At 68.1% G+C, this 18,183-nt stretch carries 19 protein-coding genes; 5 read left to right on the top strand and 14 right to left on the bottom strand.

What is annotated here, in order from left to right; all coding sequences use genetic code 11:
- Positions 1-6: 6 nt before the first annotated feature.
- From smc to NTY77_06870, 6 genes are all read right to left on the bottom strand, one after another.
- On the bottom strand, positions 7-3,618 hold the full coding sequence (gene smc / locus NTY77_06895) for a chromosome segregation protein SMC (protein MCX5795200.1): 3,612 nt from the start codon (positions 3,616-3,618) through the stop codon (positions 7-9).
- A 133-nt stretch (positions 3,619-3,751) separates the two neighbouring features.
- A complete protein-coding gene (locus tag NTY77_06890; protein ID MCX5795199.1) occupies positions 3,752-4,219 on the bottom strand; it encodes a hypothetical protein in 468 nt (155 codons plus the stop codon).
- An 18-nt stretch (positions 4,220-4,237) separates the two neighbouring features.
- A complete protein-coding gene (locus tag NTY77_06885) occupies positions 4,238-4,582 on the bottom strand; it encodes a hypothetical protein (GenBank protein ID MCX5795198.1) in 345 nt (114 codons plus the stop codon).
- Positions 4,569-5,156: a prepilin-type N-terminal cleavage/methylation domain-containing protein gene (locus NTY77_06880; GenBank protein MCX5795197.1), complete on the bottom strand. Its 588-nt coding sequence runs from the start codon at positions 5,154-5,156 to the stop codon at positions 4,569-4,571. The genes NTY77_06885 and NTY77_06880 overlap by 14 nt, the downstream gene beginning before the upstream one ends.
- The gene (locus NTY77_06875; GenBank protein MCX5795196.1) at positions 5,153-5,602 is read right to left on the bottom strand and encodes a hypothetical protein; all 450 of its coding nucleotides are present in this window, start codon (positions 5,600-5,602) and stop codon (positions 5,153-5,155) included. The genes NTY77_06880 and NTY77_06875 overlap by 4 nt, the downstream gene beginning before the upstream one ends.
- Positions 5,599-6,309, bottom strand: a complete 711-nt coding sequence (locus NTY77_06870; GenBank protein ID MCX5795195.1) for a hypothetical protein — start codon at positions 6,307-6,309, stop codon at positions 5,599-5,601. Before NTY77_06870 ends, NTY77_06875 begins: the two co-directional genes overlap by 4 nt.
- A gap of 55 nt (positions 6,310-6,364) precedes the next feature.
- Between NTY77_06870 and NTY77_06865 the strand changes: the two genes are divergently transcribed.
- Entirely contained in the window at positions 6,365-7,618 is a 1,254-nt protein-coding gene (locus NTY77_06865; GenBank protein ID MCX5795194.1) for an MltA domain-containing protein, read from the top strand.
- Between the two features lie 4 nt (positions 7,619-7,622).
- Here NTY77_06865 and NTY77_06860 read toward each other — a convergent pair whose 3' ends face one another.
- The 5 genes from NTY77_06860 to NTY77_06840 all read right to left on the bottom strand — a co-directional run bounded on the left by NTY77_06860 (position 7,623) and on the right by NTY77_06840 (position 12,394).
- Positions 7,623-8,093 carry a phospholipase D-like domain-containing protein gene (locus NTY77_06860; GenBank protein ID MCX5795193.1) on the bottom strand — a complete coding sequence of 157 codons (471 nt, stop codon included), beginning with the start codon at positions 8,091-8,093 and terminating at the stop codon, positions 7,623-7,625.
- Entirely contained in the window at positions 8,002-9,120 is a 1,119-nt protein-coding gene (locus NTY77_06855) for a phospholipase D-like domain-containing protein (GenBank protein ID MCX5795192.1), read from the bottom strand. The genes NTY77_06860 and NTY77_06855 overlap by 92 nt, the downstream gene beginning before the upstream one ends.
- A 96-nt stretch (positions 9,121-9,216) precedes the next feature.
- Entirely contained in the window at positions 9,217-10,473 is a 1,257-nt protein-coding gene (locus NTY77_06850; protein MCX5795191.1) for an Nramp family divalent metal transporter, read from the bottom strand.
- Positions 10,473-11,300 carry a monofunctional biosynthetic peptidoglycan transglycosylase gene (gene mtgA / locus NTY77_06845; protein MCX5795190.1) on the bottom strand — a complete coding sequence of 276 codons (828 nt, stop codon included), beginning with the start codon at positions 11,298-11,300 and terminating at the stop codon, positions 10,473-10,475. The genes NTY77_06850 and mtgA overlap by 1 nt, the downstream gene beginning before the upstream one ends.
- A gap of 5 nt (positions 11,301-11,305) precedes the next feature.
- A complete protein-coding gene (locus NTY77_06840) occupies positions 11,306-12,394 on the bottom strand; it encodes a tetratricopeptide repeat protein (protein ID MCX5795189.1) in 1,089 nt (362 codons plus the stop codon).
- 62 nt (positions 12,395-12,456) lie between these two features.
- Between NTY77_06840 and NTY77_06835 the strand changes: the two genes are divergently transcribed.
- Genes NTY77_06835 through NTY77_06825 form a run of 3 tightly spaced genes read left to right on the top strand, consistent with a single transcriptional unit; the run spans position 12,457 to position 14,116 of the window.
- Positions 12,457-12,822, top strand: a complete 366-nt coding sequence (locus tag NTY77_06835) for a response regulator (protein ID MCX5795188.1) — start codon at positions 12,457-12,459, stop codon at positions 12,820-12,822.
- Complete coding sequence (locus NTY77_06830; protein MCX5795187.1) at positions 12,819-13,409, top strand: hypothetical protein; 591 nt, start codon at positions 12,819-12,821, stop codon at positions 13,407-13,409. The genes NTY77_06835 and NTY77_06830 overlap by 4 nt, the downstream gene beginning before the upstream one ends.
- Before the next feature lie 14 nt (positions 13,410-13,423).
- Positions 13,424-14,116, top strand: a complete 693-nt coding sequence (locus NTY77_06825) for a superoxide dismutase (protein ID MCX5795186.1) — start codon at positions 13,424-13,426, stop codon at positions 14,114-14,116.
- A gap of 18 nt (positions 14,117-14,134) precedes the next feature.
- Here the strand turns inward: NTY77_06825 and NTY77_06820 are convergent, their stop codons facing one another.
- The gene (locus NTY77_06820) at positions 14,135-15,109 is read right to left on the bottom strand and encodes a WD40 repeat domain-containing protein (protein MCX5795185.1); all 975 of its coding nucleotides are present in this window, start codon (positions 15,107-15,109) and stop codon (positions 14,135-14,137) included.
- 105 nt (positions 15,110-15,214) lie between these two features.
- On the opposite strand from NTY77_06820, the gene NTY77_06815 reads away from it, so the two are divergent.
- On the top strand, positions 15,215-16,348 hold the full coding sequence (locus NTY77_06815) for a CDP-alcohol phosphatidyltransferase family protein (GenBank protein ID MCX5795184.1): 1,134 nt from the start codon (positions 15,215-15,217) through the stop codon (positions 16,346-16,348).
- 147 nt (positions 16,349-16,495) lie between these two features.
- On the opposite strand, the gene NTY77_06810 is transcribed toward NTY77_06815, so the two are convergent.
- Together NTY77_06810 and htpX are read right to left on the bottom strand one after the other, a co-directional pair.
- On the bottom strand, positions 16,496-17,233 hold the full coding sequence (locus NTY77_06810) for a hypothetical protein (GenBank protein MCX5795183.1): 738 nt from the start codon (positions 17,231-17,233) through the stop codon (positions 16,496-16,498).
- A gap of 63 nt (positions 17,234-17,296) precedes the next feature.
- Positions 17,297-18,181, bottom strand: a complete 885-nt coding sequence (htpX, locus tag NTY77_06805; protein ID MCX5795182.1) for a protease HtpX — start codon at positions 18,179-18,181, stop codon at positions 17,297-17,299.
- Between the last annotated feature and the right edge of the window lie 2 nt (positions 18,182-18,183).

Genomic DNA, 18,183 nt, shown 5'->3' with positions numbered 1-18,183 from the left:
CGGCGGTCAGCCCTGCGGAGGCTGCTCGTCGGTCGTCCCAGGGGGTTCGGTCTGCGGCTGGCTCTGCGCGGGTTCTCCCATGGGCAGGTTCTCTTGCACCGCGGCGACCGCGGCCGGCGGTGCGGCCGGGGCCGGCTCGGGCTTCTGTGCCGGAGGCTGGGCCGGGGCATGCGTGCCGGCGCGCTTCTGGAACTCGATGGAGACGATCTGGCTGACGCCCTTCTCCTCCATGGTCACGCCGTAGATCGTGTCGGCGGCCTCCATGGTGCGCTTGTTGTGGCTGATGATCAGGAACTGGGTGCGCGCGCCGAACTCCTTGATCATGTTGGTGAAGCGCTCGATGTTGGCGTCGTCGAGGGCCGCGTCGGCCTCGTCGAGCATGCAGAAGGGCGACGGCCGCACCATGAAGAAGGCGAAGAGCAGCGCGATGGCGGTCATGGTCTTCTCGCCGCCCGAGAGCAGGGAGATGCTCTGCAGGCGCTTGCCCGGCGGCTGGGCCACGATCTCCACGCCGGTCTCCAGGATGTCCTCCGGGTTGGTCAGGACCAGGTCGGCCTCGCCCCCCTCGAAGAGCACGCCGTAGAGCCTGCGGAAGTGCTCCCGCGCGTCCGAGAAGGTCTGGCGGAAGTTCTCCCGCGTCGTGGCGTTGATCTTCTGGATGGCGGCCTTGAGGTCGTCCTTGGCCTGGGTCAGGTCGCCGAGCTGCGCGTTGAGGAAGGACTGGCGCTGGGCCAAGGCCTCGTACTCCTCGGGCGCGGCCAGGTTGATGGGTCCCATGCCGGAGATGCGCTTGCGCAGAGTCTCGATCTTCTCCAGGTCCACGACCACCGCGCCGAACTTGGCCTTGGCTTCCTCGACGGTGAGCTGGCGCTGGTCCCAGAGTTGGGTGCGCAGCATCTCCTGGCGGGTCTGCAGGCCGCTGCGCTGGATTTCGAGCTCGTGCATCTCCTTCTGCGCCGTATCCAGCTCGGCCTTGAGCCCGTGCAGGGCCTGGGCCCGGGAATGGAGGGCCTTGTCCGCGGACTGCAGCCGCTCGTTGACCGCGGCGGCCGCGTTCTCCTGGCCGCCGAGCTCCGCCTGGTGGAGCTGGATCTGCTGGCGCGCCTGGTCCTTGGCCGCGACCGCCTCCGCGCGCTTGCGCGCCAGGGTTTCGAGCTCCTGGTTGCGCTCGGCCACGTTGGCCTCGAGGTGCTTCTTGCTCTCGGCCAAGTGCTCGAAGGTGTTGGCGTGGATGGACATCTCCGTATTGAAGCCCTCGATGCGGGTCTTAAGGACATCGGCGCCCGTGGCCTTCTGCACCAGGGCGTCCTTGGCGGACTGGGCCTTGGCCGCGGCCTCGGCCTCGGCCTCCCGGCAGGACTTCGCCAGGGCCTCGGCATCGGTCTGCCGGATGCGCAGCCCGATGAGTTCCTCTTTGATGAGGGAGATGCCGCGCAGGCAGCCGGTCGCCTGGTCCATGCCCAACAAGACGTTCTGTTGGTCCAAGCCCAGGGACTCCTCCTTCTCCTTGAGGCGCCGGCCCAGCGAAGCCTCGCGCTCCGTCTCCACGCTCACGGCGGAGAGGGCCACGTGCAGGCGGGTCTCAGCCTCGGCGGCCTCTTCCCCGCAGCGCGCGGATTCAGAGCGACGTTCGGAGGACTGCGCCTCCAGCGCGGCCACGCCCGCCCGTAAATCCTCGATGTCGGACAGGCTCAACTGCGCGCCCGGACCCGGCGCCGCGCCGCCGCAGACCCAATGATCGCCGAAGAGGGCCTTGTCCAAGGCGTAACTCTCCGCGAAGAGGAACCGCACCGCGGCCTCGTGGCGCGGGTCGTATTGGATGTGGCGCAAAAGCGGCTGGGCTTGTTCCGGATAGGCCCGCTCACCGGGACCCCCGCTCAAAGTGCTCAACACCAGGAAACGCGCCCGGCCCGAACCGGAGGCCTGCAGGAGCCCGATGCCGGCGCGGGCCGCTTGGGAATTCTCACAGACCACCGCGAAGAGCCGTTCTCCGAGCAGATCCTCGACGTAGGGCCGCCAGGCCTCGTCCACCTTGATGAGGCTGCGCACGGAGCCCACCACGCCGTCGATGCCCGCGTTGAGGACAGTCTGGGCGCCCATCCAGTAGGGGTTCTGCCCGCCCTGGGCCTCCAGGGCCTCGGCCCGGGCCCTGGTCCCGGAGAGGTCGGAATGCAGGCGCAGGACGTCGGTCGAGAGCTCGGCCTGGCGCTGACGCAAAGCGGCGAGGGCCGCCTGGGCGGCGGTCGCCGCTCCGCGGGCTGCGGCCGCCCGGCCGGCCTGCTCCTGCGCCTCGACCCGCAGGGCCTCGAACTCGCCCGCGGCCCGGGATTCGATCTCAAGGTCGCGCTGCAAGGAGCGCATGAAGCTCGAAAAATCGGAGACCTGCCGGCCCCCATCCGCCTCACGGACGGAGACTGCGCGCGCGGCATCAACGGCCGCGTCGGCCCCGGCCATGGCCTGCCGGCGGCGCTCGCCCGCGGCGGCCTCGGCCTCGGCCAGGGCCACGGCGCAGGCGTCCACCTGCGTCTGCCAGCCGTCGAGCTCCTTCTGCGCCGTCTCGAGAGCTGCGCGCACGCGGTCCACCTCTGCGCCGGCCTTAGCAATCTGCGGGTCCATGCCGGAGAGGCGCTGCCGGGCCGACTCCATCTCGCGCGCGCAATCCACGCGGCGGGATTCCACGCCTGCGATGGTCTCGTCCGAGGCCCGGCAGCGCTCCTCGAGCCTGCCCATTTCGGCGCGCACGGCGGCGATCTTGGCCCCGATATCGGAAAGCTGGCCCTGGTGCGCGGCCTTCTCGAGCTCCAAGCGCGCCACCTCGGCCTCTTCGCCAGACACCGCGGCCTTCCTGCCGTCGAGCTTCTCCTGGGCCGGGCCGGCCTTGGCCGCGCAGTCCGAAAGCCCCGCCTCGATGCCCGCGAGGTCGGCGAGGGTCTTGGCGGCCTCGAGGCCGACGAGTTCCTCCTCGTACTTCTTGTAGAGCTTGGCCTTGCGGGCCGCGGCGTCGAGGTTCTTGACCTGCTCGTCGATCAGCGAGAGCGAGTCCTGCAGGCGCGACATGTCCACCTCGACGCGCTCGAGCTTGCGCAGAGCCTCCTCGCGCTTGGCTTTGTACTTGGAGACGCCGGCGGCCTCCTCGAAGAGGGCGCGGCGCTCCTCGGGCTTGGCCCGCAGGATGAATTCCACGCCGCCCTGGTCGATGATGGCGTAGCCTTCCCCGCCCACGCCGGTGTCGAGGAACATCTCGCGGATGTCGCGCAGGCGGCACTGGGTGCGGTTGAGGAAATAGGCGGACTCGCCGGAGCGGTAGATGCGGCGGGTGACCGTGACCTCGGAGTACTGCGTGGCCAGCTGGCTGGAGGTGTTGTCGAAGGTCAGGGTCACCTCGGTCATGGACAGCGGCGGCCGCCGCTCGGTGCCGCTGAAGATGACCTCGATCATGGCGTCGGCGCGCAGCGACTTGTAGGACATCTCCCCGAGGCACCAGCGCACGGATTCCATGATGTTGGATTTCCCGCAGCCGTTGGGCCCCACGATGCCGGTGATGCCGGGGGCGAAATCGAGATGGGTCTTGATCGCGAAAGATTTGTAGCCGACGACGTCTATGGATTTGAGATACATAGCACCTCAGATAAAAAATGGCGGCTTAATCCATCTTCTATCATCTTTTGTTGTTAATTAGCTAAATAAGGCTAGACAGTATACCAGATTCCATCGAGGAAAGCAAGGAAAAGTCCGGTCGGCCGCAGGCGCCCTATTGCTTCAAGCAGGCATAGGCGCCGCCGAAATTGACGCTGTCGTACCCGGTCACGCAGCCGCAGGCCTTGTGCTCGCAGGTGGCCGGCGCCGTGGCGGTATGGCACACCAAAGAAACGCCTTCGATGAGGAGGCCGCAATAGCCGTAGAGCCCGCCCGATCCCCCCAGGTCCGCCCAAGCCGACTGCTTGTAGTAATAGAACTGTCCGGCCGAGCCGTCATAGATCAGTTCGCCATCCTTGGGAGGAGGCGCGGGCAGGTCGTTCTTGTTCACGGGACTGAACCGCACGCTGCGAGTGACAGAAAGGCGTTGGTAGGTGCCCGCCGGCGCGGGGTAGTAGGTCGTCATGGTCATGCTCTCGGAGACCACCTCGTTGGCGCTGCAGCACAGAAGGACGACCGCCGCGGCCCAGATCAGGGCCCGCCGTGAGATCCTCACGTGGATATGGATATCGCGGTTGTTCATGATTGGTCCTCCTCGTTATTATTTATCGTTGACGGTCACGCTCAACTGGCAGTTCGGCGGGGCTCCCAAGGACGAGACCTGCACGCTCTTGCCCGCGATGGACGAAGGGAAGCAAGCGGCCGCGGCATGCGGCACGCGGCAGTCCGTTATGCCGTACGTCGTCCCCTCCAAGCAGGCCTGGACCAGGCTTTGGACGCCCGACGCCAGATGCTGGGAGGACTCCGACTCATTGGCCCGGCTGAGCAGGACATGCCGGCCGAAACTCAGCCACAGCATGCCGCTGGCGACGATGCCCATGATCATGACCAGGACCATGGTCTGCAGGAGGAAGATGCCGCGGCGCCGGGATTCAGTTCTGGTCATTGGCGGTCGCTACGGCCTGCATCTGCACTTCGGCCGGATGCTCCAGGCCCTGCCGATCGGTCAAATTGATGCCGCACGTCATCTGGACCAAGTCGGGTTCCGGCCGGTAGAACGCGAGGCCGGCGCTCCGGAACCCCGGCCCGCCCGCCAGCGGCATGCGCGCCACGGCGGCGGGAGAATCCCCGCAAGAGAAAGCGGGTTTCGGGAACGACCCTTTATAGATATAGATCCGCTGGGCGGCGTCGTCCAAGCAGAGATGGCTGAACTGGACCGGCGCCCCGGCCACCAGAGGCGTGCGGCCATCGCCGTCCAGGTTGGACCAGACCGTCAGGTAGTCGGTCGCGGCTCCGGCGGACGGGTCCTGGATGAACGTGGCGGAGCCCATGGCCGAGTCGAAGGCCCGCCGCACCATGGTCGCGCCGTTGGCCACCGTCAAGTCCGCGAATCTGCGGTATTGATTGCTGAAGACCATGCCGTAGAAGGCGGCCAACCCGCCCACCATCACGGTGAAGAGGGCGACGGCCACGAGGAGCTCCGTGAGTGTGAAGCCGGACCGGCTGAAGCGGGACCTCATCGGGGAGTCCAGGTGAGCGTGGCGGTCACCTGCCGGGTGTCGAGGCCGTTGACGGTCACCACCTTCACGGCGTAGGTCATCTTGGCCCCGTATTGCGCAAGCTGCGCGGGCAGCCGCGCGGTCACGTCGTGCGTCCGGGTCTCGTCAAGAGCCCAACAGCCGCAGGCGTCTCCCGGGAGCGCCCATCCGGCGGGGCCCGCGCCGCCCGGCGCATCCGGACTGTCGGCGGTGTCCGCGGTCACGTAGTTCTTGAGCTCCTGGAGAAGCTGGGTGAGGCACAGAGCGGCCTGCTCCCGGCCCTGGCTCCGGCCGGACTGGAGGGACGTCGAAAGCATGGCGCTCATGATGGCGGAAACCGCGATGCCCGCCAACAGCAGGCTGATGACGATCTCCACCAAGGCCGCCCCTGGCCGCCGTCGGATGCCGCCGGCGGCCGCGCTCCTCATGGGTTAAGGTGACCGCGGCGGATGTCCAACAAGCCGCGGGCCGCCTCGTTGGCCGGCCGCAGTTCCCGGCGCTTCGGATCGTATGAGAACCGCGCATCCACCTTCAGGTTCCTCCCGTCAGCGGGCACGATGATCTGCGGCCGGCCGTCGATCACGATGGACCAGGCGCAACGGCGCAGGCTCTGCGCCTCATCCCGGGGCAGCAGTCCGGCCGGCAGGAAAAGGGGCGCGGCCTGGTCCATGAGCGTGGAGGGACCGCTGGAGCGCGGCGGCGCGGGCCGGGACTCCGGCCGCCCGCGGTGCCGCAGAGCGAAGGCCAGCAGAGCGAGGGCCAGCGCTGGGAGGAGCAGCGCCGACGGTCTGGCCCAGCCTACGCCCCCTTCGCCTCGGCCGGTTTCCTGCGCTTGGGCCGCGGCGAGGGCCCGGGCCGCGAGCCCCTTGGCGGCGGCGGAGCGCCAGAAGGGGGAAGCCCCGCCGTCCGGCTCCGCGGGCGCGGCCGCAGGCCGTGCGAGCAGTTGCGGATAGGAGGCGGCCGCCCTCCAGTTGTCGGCTTTCCGGTGGTCGCGGTCCTCCGGACAGACCGGGGTCTCCGGAGAGATCCCCGGCCAAGACCGTATGAGCTCGACGGTCAATGGGCCGCGCACGGCCGACCCGACAAGGAAATAGAAGCGCATGGCGCCTACGGATGAGCCGCGGTATTCTAACATATGTCCTCCACGCCGCCGGTTTGCTCGTCCCGGCTGGAAATCCTATACTGCGCATATGACCATCCTCCCCCTGCTCTCCCTGTCCTTGGCCGGAGCCCTGGCCGCGGCGCCCGCCCCCGCCGCGTCGACCGGCACGGCCGCCGCCCCGGCGGCGGCTCCCGCGCCGGCGCTGCCACCGCTGAGGCTGCTCACCCCGGACGAGCTGCCGGCCTTCGCGGACACGTTCAAATCCAAGGCCGGACTCATCAAGGCGGCCAAGAAGACCCTGAGCTACCTCGGCAAGAGCACGGGACCCAAGTACGTGCGCATCGGCGGCCGCGACTACGGCCCCGCCATACTCGCCGATTCCATCCAGGAGCTGCTCAGCATCCTCGACGAGGCCAAGACCCCGGAGGAGCTCGACTCCCTGGTCCGCGAGCGCTTCGACGTTTTCCAATCCGCGGGCTCGGACGGCCAGGGCAAGGTCGTGTTCTCCTCCTATTACCAGCCGCTGCTGCCGGCCGCGGTCAAGAAGTCGGCCAAGTATCCGATCCCCATCTACCGCCGGCCTTCGGATATGGTGGAGGTTGATCTCTCCGCCTTCGGCGTCAAGAACGGCGGCGACTCCTTGGTCGGGCGGGTGGGCAAGGACCGGCGCGTGGTCCCCTATTTCACTCGGGAAGAGATCGACGTGCGCAAGGCCCTGCGCGGCAAGAAGCTGGAGTTGGCCTGGCTGCAGAACAAGTGGGACGTCCTCGACCTGCACATCCAGGGCTCGGGCATCCTCAAGTACCCATCGGGCAAGGAGATGCTGGCCCGCTACGCCGCCACCAACGCGCAGCAATACAACTCCGTGGGCCTGACCCTCGTCAAAGCCGGAGCCTTGCCACGGGAAGGGCTGAGCTACGACAAGATCCGCGACTACTTCAAGGCGCACCCCGAAGCCGAAGACTGGGTCATCTCCCAGAACCCGCGCTACACCTTCTTCGAGCTGGTGGCCATGCCGCCGGACGGCGAGCCCCTGGGCACGGTCATGGAGTCCTTGGCGCCGGCGCGCTCCATCGCCGTAGACCCCGCCGTCATCCCGCTGGGGGCTTTGGCCTGGTTCTCCACGGTCTCCCCCCAGGCGGACCAGGACGGGCGGCTGCTGGGCCAGTTCCCCAACAGCCGCTTCGCCCTATGCATGGACACGGGGGGCGCCATCAAGGGGCCGGGCCGCGTGGACATCTACGCGGGGCACGGCAAGCAGGCCACGACCACGGCGCGCAACCAGTGGAACGAGGGCAAGCTCTACATCCTGGTCAAGAAGGTCCCGCAGCGGGAGCGCTAGTCTCTTAGGGCTGGGCCGCCGCGCCCTTGCCCGTGACCTCGGCCTTGAGCTCCGCGTCCGTGGGCAGGACGGGGATCGCGCCTGGAGTCTTGGTCTTGGCCACGCCGAACATGTGGTCGTAGAAGAGCACGTAAGCCGAGACATCCACGGGGTCGTCGAGGAGGTTGAAATTCTCGAAGTTCCCTTCCGAGGCGTACTTGGTCTGGTTGGACGAGCCGGTCATCACCAGCTTGCCGTCCAGGATGAAGAACTTGTTATGCGCCTTCTCGGCCGGCGGGAAGTCGCTGGGGTGGTTGGGCCCGGAGAGGATGCGCAGCTCCACGCCCGGCTGCAGCGCCAGCCAATCGGCGTAGGGCTTGAAGGCCTCGGACTTGGACTGGCTCTCATCGAAGATGACCCGCACGCGCAGGCCCCGGCGCCCCGCCTCGGCCAGGGCTTCGGCGATACGCGTGGAGCGCACCGCGAATGCCGCCATATCCACGCTCGCGCGCGCGGCGCCGATGCCGGCCACGAACGGAGCCGGGCCAGGAGAAGTCCTCGGCCTTGGAGGCGAGGCTGACCGGCTGGCTCAGGCCGCGCAGATACTTCCAGTAGGCGGTGAGGTCCGCGATGCGGTCCGCCTCGTCCGTGAACACCAGGTTCTCATAGTGGTTGTTCTCCGAGAAGCGCGACCAGTTGTAGGAGCCGAACTCGGCGAGCTTCCCGTCGAACACCGCGAACTTGTTATGGTTGATGCCGTACTCGCCCAGGCCCCGCAGCACGGTCAGGTCGAACTTCTCGCGCAGCAAAGCGGTGATCTCGGGGCTGCGCTTGGCTTGGTACTGCCCGGGCTTGGCGGGAGAAGGGAAGACGTTGCGGAAATCCAGCACGATCTTGATGTCCACGCCCCGGGCGCGGGCGCGGCGCACGGCGTCGAGAAGTCCCGCGGACTTGAACTCATAGACCGCGATGATGATGTTGTCTTTCGTGGCGTCGATGGCCTTGATGAGCTCGGCCTCGACCGGGATGTTGGGCCGCAAAGCCACGGACGGCAGGGTCTCCCCGTTGAAGGGGATGGCCCGCCGCGGATAAGCCGGGCCGCCGCCGTCATCCGAGAATGCGGCCTGCGGCGCGTCGGTCGGGACCGAGGCCGGGGCGGCCTCCGCTCCCAGCTTGAACTCGAAAGCCCGGTCCGCGAAGTCCTTCTGCCCGTTGAGGTCCGCGGCCTGAGGAGCCGCGAAAGGCACTGGAGCGGAGAGCCTTCCCAAGGCGGTCTCCGGGACGGGTGCGACCTCCGGGGCGGCTTGGATGACGGGGACTGGAACGGCCAACGCGGCAGGGGTCAGAGAAGGCGCCTGCAGGGCCAAGCCGGAAAGAGGAGACGAGAGTCCCGGCGTCAGGGAGAGAGCTGGAGCGGCCAGGACCGACAGGCCGGCCGGCTGCAGACTCACCGGCGCCACGCGCACCATCCCGGCCCAAGCGGGAGACAGGACTAACGACAGGGCCCACAGTTGCGCCAGCATGAGCACAGTCTATCACGAGTCTGCCTGCAGACGGTACAGCCGAAAGTCCTAAGACGGCCTGGGCAGCGGACCTAGAGGGTTTGGGCCCGCCGCAGCTCAACGCAGGGCGTCCCGGACGAGGAGCAGATTGATGAGCGAGACCACCAGGGCGGCAGTCCAGAGCAGGGCTTTCTCCACGCCCGGGTTGGAGTGATTCCCCATGACCCGGCGCGAGGAGGTCAGCACCACGAGCGGGATGACGGTGAAAGGGAGCTGGAGGCTCAGCGCCACTTGGCTCCAGATGAGCGCTTTGAAGGGATCGCTCGGCAGGCAAGCCGCGGCCAGGCCTCCGCCCAAGGTCAGGGCGATGCCGACGCGCGAATGATGGTCCGAGACATGGTAAGGCTCGCCGAAGATTCCCGCGAATATGCTGCCCCCGGCCATGGCCGCGGTCAAAGTGGAGGCGACCCCGGAGAAGAGCAGACCCAGCGCGAAAACCAAGCCCGCGGCGCGCCCGAGCAAGGGGGCGAGCGTGGCTTGGGCCTGGGGGAGTTCCGTGACCGCGACTCCGTGCGCGAAGAATACCGTGGCCGCAAGGATGATCATGGCGCAGTTGATGGCCCAGCCCAGCCCCATGGCGGCCAAGGTGTCCACGAATTCGAGGCTCAAGCGTTGGCGCACCGCGGCGTCATCCTCAAGATTGCACTGCCGGCTCTGAATGATCTCCGAATGCAGATACAGGTTGTGCGGCATGACCACGGCCCCGAGCAAGGCGAGGATCAAGACGCCCGACCCCAGCGGTGCCGCGGGCAGGAAGGCGCCGCGCGCCGCCGCACCCCAATCCACCCGCACCAAGGCCAGCTCGTAGATGAAAGCGAGGCCCACCAAGCCCACGCAGCCGATGATCCAGCGCTCCACTCGGCGGTAAGAGTTGGTATAGAGCAGGACGACCACGCCGGCCGCGGTCAGGGCCGCCCCCGGCCTCAAGGGAAGCCCCACCAGCATGTTAAGCCCGATGGCCGCGCCGACGAGTTCGGCCAGGGCCGTGGCCGCGGCGGCCAGGACCCCGGTGGCCAGCAGGATGGGGGCCCAGCGCCGCGACATGTGCTGGCTCATGCTCTCGGAGAGGCAAAGGCCGGTCACGATGCCCAGATGCGCGGCGTTGTGCTGCAGCAGGATGAGCAGAAGCGTCCCGGCGGTGACGACCCAGAGCAGTTGATAGCCATGGCCCGCGCCTGCGGCCAGGCCGGTCGCCCAATTGCCCGGGTCTATGAACCCCACGGTCACGAGGAATCCCGGTCCGATGTACTTGAGGATGTCCAGGGCGCCAAACTGGGGCCGGTGCCGGACGATGAGGCCGCGCAGCCAAGGGATCACGGCTTGGCGACCTCCGGCTCTCCGGGCACCGCGGCCGGGACCACGGCCGGGACCGGCATCACAGTGGCGGTGTCGATCCGGATGTCATCGGCGGAGATGTCGGCAGCCTCCTCCGACAGGAATCCCGAGGCCCGCATGCGGCCCATGATCCGGTGCATATTGCGCTGGACATAGCGGCCCTTCTCCGCCGGATTCCAGCGCCGGGGGTTGGGCAGGACCACGGCCATGGCCACAGCCTCGTCCGGAGTCAGGTCCGCGGCGGACTTGCCGAAATAAGCCTGGGCCGCGGCTTCGGCCCCATAGATGCCCTTGCCCCATTCCGCGATGTTGAGGTAGAGCTCGAAGATGCGCCGCTTGCTCAGTTCGGCCTCCAGCCGTCTGGCGATGAGCAGTTCCTTGAGCTTGCGCAGAGGGTTCTTGGAGGGAGACAGGTAGAGGTTGCGCGCCACCTGCTGGGTGATGGTGCTGCCGCCGTAGGCCAAGCGCTTCATCTCCCAGTCCTTCTTCAGGGCCAGTTGGACGCTGTCCCAGTCCACCCCTTTGTGCCTGTAGAAGGTGTCGTCCTCGGCGATGAAGACCGCGTGCTTCAAGTGCTCGGAGATGCGGTCCCAGGGGAGCCAGGTCAGGCGGGGCGTGAACTTCTTTCCCGCCCGCCGCGCGGCCTCCCGGCGCAGTTCGATGTAAGAGGTCGTCCTGGGGTTGCTGCGCTTGAGGGGGGCCACGTCGGGGAGCCACAGGACGTAGAGGGCGCTCATGAGGACGGCGGCGCCCAGCAGCTTGAAAAGGATGCCGGAACCCTTGCGGCCGCGCCTTCTGCCGGGCATAGGTCCTAGGGGACCCGCCCTTCCATGAGCCTTCTGGTCGCGCCGCAGGCCGCGCTGTCGGGGTCGCGCTCCAGGCAAGCCGCGCAAGCCGCGGCCGCGTCATCGTAGCGGCGCTCCTGGTACAGGTTCACGCAATTCTTGGAGTCGTCCGGCGTCAACAAACGGTCGACCCGCCGCAAGCCGGCCGCGGCGTCTGCGTTGTCCGGATCGATGCGCGAAGCCAGCATCCACTCTTCGCGGGCCTTGGCGTAGTCGGCCTTGTCGTAGTAGATGATGCCGGCAAGATAGTGCTGCTGCGAGCGGCGCTGGTCATCCGAACGAGTCTCGCTCCTATCGAAGGTCGGGGCTGCCTGCAGCGGGATCGGTCCTCCCGACGCCGAGGTCCGGCCCAAGAGCCGGCGGACCCGCGCCAGGCCCGCCGCCACATCCTGGTCCTCGGGGTCGAACTTGCGGGCTGTCTCCCATTCCTTGAGGGCCTTTTCGTAGTCACCTTTCTCGAAGTAGACCATGCCCGATAGGTAGGATTGCTGGGCCTGGCGCCTGCCGGCCTCGGGAGACGGGGCGGCAGCGGGTCTCGGCGGTGCGTCCGCGGCAGGCTGCGGGCGCTCGGAAAGCAGCCCGAAGAGTCCGTCGCGCCTGACCCAGAGGTCGAGCACGCCTTGCGTGGCTCCCTCCGCGACGATGGGTATGGCGGCCTCGTAGACCGGCGCGTCCGGGGCCTGCCTGACGCGGGCGGCGGTGGAGGTCATGACCTCGGCGGCCGCCTGGAGTACCGCCCCCGTCCTCTTCTGGTACTCCTCCAGGGGCAGCGAGATGAGCTCCGGGTCCTCGGACCAGCGCACCTGCCCGTAGCGGTTGAGGTAGACCACGGCTGCGACCCCGGGCGAACGCGCCACGCGGCCCATGATCTCGCGCTCCGGGGGAGTGATGGCGGACGCGTCCTCCTTGAGGCCTGCGGCGAGCACCGCGCCGTAGATGCCCCGCCACCGGGTCGCCTCGCCGGTCAAGCGGCGCAAGGTCGCCCGCCCGGGGTCGGCGGCCTGGAGGCCCCCGCCCCAGAGCAGAGCGGCACCGAATATCGCGGTCCAGCGCATAGAATCTCTCCTCGTCCCGGCCAGGCGTTTGAAGTCATATTTTATGATATGATTGAGCCGTTATGCCGCTGCGCATCCTGGTCGTGGACGACAGCGTCGTGACCCGGAGCCTCATCCAGGAGTTCGCGGAGTGCTTCGGGCATCAGATCGTAGCCGAAGCCGCCGCGCTCCCGGAGGCGGTCGCCGCCTACCAGTCCCACAAGCCCGACCTCGTGACCCTCGACCTTTCGTTGGCCGACGGCGACGGGCTCGCCGTGCTCAAGGCCCTGCGCGAGCTGGACCCCAAGGCGCGGGTCCTGGTGGTCTCCGGCAACGTCCAGCAGGTGGTGCACGACGAAGTCCGCCAGGCCGGGGCCGCGGGTTTCCTGAGCAAGCCCTTCACTCTCGAAGACCTGGGCCGGGCTTTGAGCCGCTTCTCCCCAGCATGATCCTTTCCGAAACGGTCCAGCAGCACCTGCGGCGCCTGCTGCGCACGGGCATGGACTCCGCCCTGGCCCGGCTGACCCAGATCTCCGGGGCTCCCTGGCAGGTCAGCGAGTCCTCCCTGCGGCAAGGGCCGGCCGAGGGGCTGCGCCGGCCTCAGGCCGCGGGGCCGCAGCATTGCGGGGCCCTCTTCACTCTGCCCGGCGGGGTGTTCTTGGTGGCCTTCCCGGACGCCAGCGCCGAAGCCGTGGCCCGGGCCTTCTTCAAGGGCTTCAGCAAGAAGCCCGACTCCTGGAAGGGCAAGGAGCCCGACGCCGTCGCCGAGATCTCGAACATGGTGGTCAACCCGGTGATCAATTCCCTGGGCGATGCCGCGCTCATGATCATCTTCCTTTCCTCTCCCGAGGTCTGGCAGGGAGACCTGAGCATGCTCGACGAGACGGCCTTCGGCAAGCTGCTGCTGCGCGAGGACGGCCAAGCGGTGCGCGCGGACATCCAGATCGCGTCCGCGGAACTCGGCGCCTCTGGCGTCATCACCATGCTGCTCAACTCGGCCCTGGCGGGCCACCTGGCCGAAGCCCTCGACGGCTGATCCCGGAGGAATCCATGTCCCACCCTAAATTAGCCCTACTCGTCACTGCGCTGTCCGCCCTCATCGCCGGCCCCAGCCTGGCGACGGAAACCGCCCCGCCCGTTGCCGGCGCATTCACTCAGCCGCCCCTCCCCTATGACCAAGGCGCGCTGGCCCCCTTCATCAGCGCCGAGACCATGCAGTACCACTACGGCAAGCACCAGAAGGGCTATGTAGACATCCTCAACAAGCTGGTAGCTGGCAAGCCCGAGGCCGGCCGCACTCTCGAAGAGCTCGTCAAGACCGCCCCCACCGGCCCGCTCTTCAACGCCTCGGCCCAGGTCTGGAACCACACCTTCTATTGGAACAGCCTCAAGCCCAAGGGCGGGGGCCAGCCTGCCGGCGACTTGGCCGCGGCCATCAAGCGGGACTTCGGCTCCTTCGCGGAGTTCCGGACGCAGTTCGCCCAGGCCGCGACGTCCCTGTTCGGTTCCGGCTGGGCTTGGCTGGTGCTGGACCACGGCCAGCTCAAGGTCGTCCAGACCTCCAACGCGGACAACCCCCTGCGCCACGGCCAGACCGCCCTGCTGGTCCTGGACGTCTGGGAGCATGCCTATTACATCGACTACCGCAACGCCCGGGCCAAATACGTCGACGCCGTGATCGACGATCTCGTCAACTGGGATTTCGCCGCGGCCAACTACGCCCAGGCGGTCAAGAAGCCCTGACGGTGTTGGCGGCGCTCTTCAGCGCTTCCCGGCGCGGTCCTCGGCCAAAGCCGCGTCCACGTCCCAGAGGCGCAGGGTGCCGTCGTCGCCGGCCGAGAGCGCCCGCCGGCCGTCCGGCGAGAAGGCCACGGCCCGGACGCGGTTCGTGTGCCCCGTCCAGACCTTGATCTCCCGGCCCGTGGCCACGTCCCAAAGCCGCACCGTATGATCGTAGCTTCCCGAGAGCGCCAGAGACCCGTCCGGGGAGAAGTCCGCCCAGGCCACGGCCTTGCGATGGCCTTTCCAGACGGCCTTCAGCGCCCCGGTCCGGACGTCATAGAGCCGGAGGCTCCCGTCCATCCCCCCGCTCAAGGCCATGGTCCCGTCGTGGGACAGGTCCACGTCCAGGACGATCCCGGCGGAGCCGGCCAGGACGGTACGGCGCTTGCCCGTGGTCAGGTCCAGGATCTCGCAGTCGGAGCCGCCCACCAGAGCGCTGGTCCCGTCCGGCGAGAAGGCGACGGCCTGGACATAGTCGAAATTCCCCCGCCAGTCCCCCTTCTCCTGGCCGGTGGACACCTCCCAGACCCGCAGCCTGCGGTCGCTGCCGCCGGTGATCAGCTTGGCGCCGTCCGGAGAGAACTCCGCGGCATAGACGAACCCCCCGCGCCCCGGCCAGGACAACCCCGGCTCGCCCGTGGCGATGTCCCAGGTGCGTATAGCCGCCTGGTCGCTGGCGGAAAGCGCCGTCCGGCCGTCGGTGGAGAAAGCGACGGCCGCGATCGGGGTCTCCTGGCCCGCGAAGACGGCCAGCGTCTCTCCCGTCTGCGAATCCCAGAGGCGCACGGTCCGGTCCCGGCTGCCGGAAAGGACTTTGCTGCCGTCGGGAGAGAAGGACACGAAGGTCACATCGTCGCTGTGCCCGTGCCAGACCGCAGGAACAGCCGCAGGGGAAGGAACGGGAGCGGCCGCCAGCGCGCTGACGAGGACGGCCACGACCGGCCAGATGCTCATGGGGCCTCCATCCATCCCGGATACGTTGATTCCGATTATATCACTTCAAGGCCGGACGGATTCCCAGCCCGCCGGTCGAAACTTGATATAATTCCTGCTCCGCCCATGCCAGACCGTATCCAAGTCGTGCTCGGCCCCGCCCGGGACCTCCCCTGCATTGCATCCATCCCCGCCGTGCTGCGCTCCGCCCAGCGCATCGCCGAGTACCTCTCCCCCGAGAACATCATCCTGCTGGACGCGGACCCGGACTTCGCGCGGCGCTGGGGCCGGCAGATAGCGGGGCTGGGCGCCGCGCGCGTGGAGTGCGCTCCCTCGGGCGAGGTCGCGGCCCGGCTCGCCGCCGGAGTCCCCCTGCTGGCGGTCGCCGCCGACGGGCTCCCGCTCGACGGCTCTTTGGGGCGCTTCCTGAGCCAAGCCCGGGCCGAGGGCCGCCCCGCGCGCTGGGTGCGGCGAGGCGAGGTCTTGGCCAGCTATCACCCATCTCCCGACTCCTACGCCGCGGGCTCCTGCGCCGGCGGCCGCGATTTCGAGGCCGGCGAGGGAGACTGGATCTCTTTGCAGGACGCGGATGCGATCCCGCGCGCGGAGCGGGCGCTGTTCGACGGCCTGGTGAAGGACACGGACGGCTTCGTGGCCCGCTTCGACCGCCGCATGTCCGTGGGCCTCTCCCGGCTGCTGCTGCGCACCCCCGCCACCCCCAACGCCGTCACCACCGCGAGCCTGCTGCTGGGCCTGCTGGGCGCGGCTTGGCTCGCCTTCGGCTCCTATCCTCTCCAGGTCCTGGGGGTTTTCCTGCTCTGGTTCTGCTGCATCCTCGACGGCTGCGACGGGGAGATCGCGCGGCTCAAACTGCTGTGCAGCCAGTCGGGCGCCGACTACGACCTCGGCGCGGACCACATCGCGCATCTGGCCATCTTCCTCGCCATCCCCTTCGCCGTGCGCAGTACCGACCCCCAGGCCCGAGTCCTGCTGCCCGGGATCCTGATGGTCTCGGGGATGGCCGCCAGCATGTTCACGATCTGGTGGCTCATCCTGCGCCGGCCCCGGAGAAAGCTCGGACCGACCCAGATCTTCTTCGAGCGCGTGGCCAGCCGCGACTACGTCTACCTCATCGTCGTCCTGACCGTCGTCAGGAAGCTCCACTGGTTCCTATGGTCCGCGGCCTTCGGCACCCACCTCTTCAATCTCGCCATCTGGTGGATGTTCCTACGCCAGCCGGACGACCCGGAGCGCGCTTAGCGCATGAGAAAGCCAAATCCCCTTTTCGGGGATTTGGCTCAATCCGGCGGCGGCGCCGCCCGGAGTCTTCTGCAGGTCGCCCCTCAGGGCTTCCTAATTTGCAGTATAGCTCCCGGCCCATTCCCTGTCAAGGGCTTTCTAGACTTTCTAGGCGGCGTGCTGAGCCACGGCCTCGGAGAGCAGTCTCTCGACGGTGCTCGGCGAGGGGGTCACGGCCTTGGCGCCCAGGTCTACCGCGAATTCGTAGAGAGGCTCCTCATCCCCGCCGGCGCGGGAGATGAAGGTCACCTCGCAACGATCGCTCTCATCGCACTCGATCCCCCAAGGAGACGGGCCCAGCGCGTCCTCGCGGGCTCCCACCAGATCGAGCATGGCCGCATCCATGCCGGGCAGCCGGTACTCATAGACCAGCCTCAGGGCCTCGTTCGCCGGCTCGCCCGGCGCGGGCGCCGCCGCGGCGGGCCAGGCGACCGCCGCGGGCCGCCAGGCCTCGGAAACCGGCGCTGCCGCCGGGGCGGCCGCCGCCACGTTACGGTCCGTCAATCCATAGCCGATGCCCGCCGCCACGACGAGGAGATACGGGAAGCACCGCCAGATCCCCCCCGCCCCGCCCGGACCCGGACTCTCGCGGCTCGGTGCGGCGGTCTCGGGTGCCGATGCGATGGTATCCGGCGCGGCGGATGCGGCGCTGGCCTCCAAAGCCTGGAGCCTTTGCGCCATGTCTTCGAGGTTCTTCTTGAGGGCTGCGGCCCGCGCCTGGAGCTCCAGCGCTCCGCGGCAGGCGTCGGCCACGGACCGGTTCTGGCCATCAAGCCGCCGCTTGCACTCCGCGACCCGATGCTGGACCTGCTGCATCCGAGAGCTGACTGAGGTCGCGGTTGCCATGGCGTACGGCGAGATTGTAGCCGTAAGCCGTTAAGGAATTATGGCGGCCCGGCCAGGCCCGGCTCAGCTCCCTTTGAGCGCCGCGATGCGGGCCGCCAGAGGCGGATGGGTGGCCACGAGGGCCAGGAAGCCTCCGGACCGGCCCGAGATCTTGAGGGTGGCCAGGGCCCGGTCCTGGGAATCGCGAGGCTCGTAGGTCCGCTGCAGGTTCTCCAGGGCCGCGATCATCTTCTCGCGGCCGGCCAGGCGGGCGCTGCCTGCGTCGGCCCGGAACTCGCGAGACCGGGAGAAGAAGGCGACGACTATCATGCCGAGGATGCTGAGCAGGATCTCAAGAGCGATCACCACGATCATGTTGACCCAGCGGCGGTTCTCCTCCTTGACCTGCTGGCTGACGAAGAAGCCGATGACCCGGGCCAGGAACATCACGAAAGCGTTGACGATGCCCTGGATGAGGGTCATGGTCACCATGTCGCCGTTGGCGACATGGGATATCTCGTGGGCCAGGACGCCCTCGAGCTCCGCATGGTTCATGGCATGCAGGATGCCGGTGGAGACCGCGACCAAAGCCCGGCTCTTGGTGGGGCCGGTGGCGAAGGCGTTGACTTCGGGGCTGTCGTAGACGCCGACCTCGGGCATGGCGGGCAGGCCGGCCGCGCCGGCCAGGCGGTGCACCAGCGCCACGAGCTCGGCCGCGTCGCCCCGCGCCTGGGCGGGATCGATGACCTTGACGCCCATCATCCACTTGGCCATGACACGGGACAGGGCCAAGGAGATGAAGGCTCCGCCCATGCCCCAGACCAGGCAGAACATCAGCAGCGCGTGGAAGTCGATGCCGTTATGAGTGAGGTAGGGCTGGACGCCCAGGAGATTGAGGGTGATGGACAGCGTCACCAAAATGAGCAGGTTGACGGCCATGAACAGGAAGATGCGTTTGACCCAAGCCATAT

This window comes from Elusimicrobiota bacterium (assembly GCA_026388095.1).
GTDB lineage: Bacteria > Elusimicrobiota > Elusimicrobia > UBA1565 > UBA9628 > UBA9628.
The sequence above is the reverse complement of the archived record's forward strand: the minus strand, read 5'-3'. Positions and strand labels throughout refer to the sequence as shown.

Coding starts and splice junctions, on each gene's coding strand:
- NTY77_06810 (MCX5795183.1), bottom strand. CDS start 17,233: ATGGCAACCGCGACCTCAGTCAGCTCTCGGATGCAGCAGGTCCAGCAT.
- smc (MCX5795200.1), bottom strand. CDS start 3,618: ATGTATCTCAAATCCATAGACGTCGTCGGCTACAAATCTTTCGCGATC.
- NTY77_06820 (MCX5795185.1), bottom strand. CDS start 15,109: ATGAGCATCTGGCCGGTCGTGGCCGTCCTCGTCAGCGCGCTGGCGGCC.
- NTY77_06865 (MCX5795194.1), top strand. CDS start 6,365: ATGACCATCCTCCCCCTGCTCTCCCTGTCCTTGGCCGGAGCCCTGGCC.
- NTY77_06880 (MCX5795197.1), bottom strand. CDS start 5,156: ATGAGGTCCCGCTTCAGCCGGTCCGGCTTCACACTCACGGAGCTCCTC.
- NTY77_06870 (MCX5795195.1), bottom strand. CDS start 6,309: ATGTTAGAATACCGCGGCTCATCCGTAGGCGCCATGCGCTTCTATTTC.
- NTY77_06840 (MCX5795189.1), bottom strand. CDS start 12,394: ATGCGCTGGACCGCGATATTCGGTGCCGCTCTGCTCTGGGGCGGGGGC.
- NTY77_06855 (MCX5795192.1), bottom strand. CDS start 9,120: ATGCTGGCGCAACTGTGGGCCCTGTCGTTAGTCCTGTCTCCCGCTTGG.
- NTY77_06815 (MCX5795184.1), top strand. CDS start 15,215: ATGCCAGACCGTATCCAAGTCGTGCTCGGCCCCGCCCGGGACCTCCCC.
- htpX (MCX5795182.1), bottom strand. CDS start 18,181: ATGGCTTGGGTCAAACGCATCTTCCTGTTCATGGCCGTCAACCTGCTC.
- mtgA (MCX5795190.1), bottom strand. CDS start 11,300: ATGCCCGGCAGAAGGCGCGGCCGCAAGGGTTCCGGCATCCTTTTCAAG.
- NTY77_06885 (MCX5795198.1), bottom strand. CDS start 4,582: ATGACCAGAACTGAATCCCGGCGCCGCGGCATCTTCCTCCTGCAGACC.
- NTY77_06825 (MCX5795186.1), top strand. CDS start 13,424: ATGTCCCACCCTAAATTAGCCCTACTCGTCACTGCGCTGTCCGCCCTC.
- NTY77_06875 (MCX5795196.1), bottom strand. CDS start 5,602: ATGAGGAGCGCGGCCGCCGGCGGCATCCGACGGCGGCCAGGGGCGGCC.
- NTY77_06830 (MCX5795187.1), top strand. CDS start 12,819: ATGATCCTTTCCGAAACGGTCCAGCAGCACCTGCGGCGCCTGCTGCGC.
- NTY77_06835 (MCX5795188.1), top strand. CDS start 12,457: ATGCCGCTGCGCATCCTGGTCGTGGACGACAGCGTCGTGACCCGGAGC.
- NTY77_06860 (MCX5795193.1), bottom strand. CDS start 8,093: ATGGCGGCATTCGCGGTGCGCTCCACGCGTATCGCCGAAGCCCTGGCC.
- NTY77_06890 (MCX5795199.1), bottom strand. CDS start 4,219: ATGAACAACCGCGATATCCATATCCACGTGAGGATCTCACGGCGGGCC.